A 1571-nucleotide genomic window follows, 5' to 3' on the forward strand; every position below is an offset into this window, starting at 1 on the left:
CCCGCGACAGGCACAATCACGCCCCGCACACATTGGCCGGCACGCGCCGCGTGCCGGTTTTCACACGATCAAGAAGGAGTATTCCCATGTTGAAAGGCAACCTCGCCGGACTGATGAAGCAAGCGCAGCAAATGCAGGAAAACATGAAGAAGATGCAGGAGCAGCTTGCGCTCATCGAAGTCGAAGGGCAGTCGGGCGCCGGCCTCGTGAAGGTGACGATGACGTGCCGCAACGAAGTGCGCCGCGTGTCGATCGACCCGAGCCTGCTCGCGGACGACAAGGACATGCTCGAGGATCTCGTCGCCGCTGCATTCAACGACGCGGTACGCAAGGCCGAAGCCACGTCGCAGGAAAAGATGAGCGGCATGACGTCGGGTCTGCCGCTGCCCCCGGGCTTCAAGCTGCCGTTCTGAACGCGGCGTCCTTGCCACTCTTTGCCGCCGTATGAAACAGCCGTCCGCCTTGTCCGCTCTCGTCGAAGCGTTGCGCGTGCTGCCCGGTGTCGGGCCGAAATCCGCGCAGCGCATGGCGGTTCACCTGATGCAGCACGACCGTGAGGGCGCGGAGCGGCTCGGCCGGTCGCTGCTGTTCGCGACCGAGCACCTGCAGCACTGCGAGAAGTGCAACACGTTCACCGAGGCGCAGATCTGCGAGGTCTGCAGCGACGAGGAGCGTGATCCGACGCTGCTGTGCGTCGTCGAGACGCCTGCCGACCAGATCATGCTCGAGCAGACGATGACCTACCGCGGGCTGTATTTCGTGCTGATGGGCCGACTGAGCCCGCTCGACGGAATCGGTCCGAAGGAAATCCATTTCGACCGCCTCGTGCGGCGCGCGTCGGACGGCGTCGTCAAGGAGGTCGTGCTCGCGACCAACTTCACGAACGAAGGCGAAGCCACCGCCCACTACCTCGGACAGACGCTCAAGGCGCGCGGGCTGGCGGTCACGCGCCTCGCGCGCGGCGTGCCGGTGGGCGGCGAGCTCGAGTACGTCGACGCGGGCACCATCGCCCGCGCAATGCTCGATCGTCGCACGATGTAAGCCGGGCGCCGCCTGCCGGCGGCGCCGTTCCTCATGCCAGGGAGACACATGAGCACCAGCCAGGGCCCGCTCGCGGGCGTCAAAGTGCTCGAATTCGGAACGCTGATCGCGGGGCCGTTCGCGTCGCGGCTGTTCGCCGAATTCGGCGCGGAAGTGATCAAGATCGAGGATCCGAACGGCGGCGACCCGCTGCGCAAGTGGCGCAAGCTCCACCCGGAGCAGGGCGGCACGTCGCTGTGGTGGTCGGTACAGGCGCGCAACAAGAAATCGGTCACGCTCAACCTGAAAGCTGACGCCGGCAAGGCGATCGCGCGGCAGCTCGCGAGCGAGGCCGACATCGTGATCGAGAACTTCCGCCCGGGCCTGCTCGAAAAGCTCGGGCTCGGCTACGACGTGCTGTCGGCCGACAATCCGGGCCTCGTGATGGTGCGCCTGTCCGGCTACGGGCAGACGGGCCCGTACCGCGACCGGCCCGGCTTCGGCGCGATCGCCGAATCGATGGGCGGGCTGCGCCACATCACCGGCTATCC

General features: G+C 66.5%; 3 protein-coding genes. All 3 read left to right on the forward strand.

All coding sequences use genetic code 11. The features are described from left to right. The first annotated feature begins 86 nt into the window (after positions 1–86). Positions 87–413: a YbaB/EbfC family nucleoid-associated protein gene (locus tag JMF90_RS36490; protein ID WP_006482124.1), complete on the forward strand. Its 327-nt coding sequence runs from the start codon at positions 87–89 to the stop codon at positions 411–413. A 31-nt stretch (positions 414–444) separates the two neighbouring features. Further along, on the forward strand, positions 445–1041 hold the full coding sequence (gene recR / locus JMF90_RS36495; RefSeq protein ID WP_006478665.1) for a recombination mediator RecR: 597 nt from the start codon (positions 445–447) through the stop codon (positions 1039–1041). A 48-nt stretch (positions 1042–1089) separates the two neighbouring features. Then, the coding region (locus tag JMF90_RS36500) for a CaiB/BaiF CoA-transferase family protein (protein ID WP_201326289.1) at positions 1090–1571 on the forward strand (482 nt) is incomplete at its 3' end.

Origin of the sequence: Burkholderia sp. E168m23, assembly GCF_016586125.1 — a bacterium.
Lineage (GTDB): Bacteria > Pseudomonadota > Gammaproteobacteria > Burkholderiales > Burkholderiaceae > Burkholderia > Burkholderia orbicola.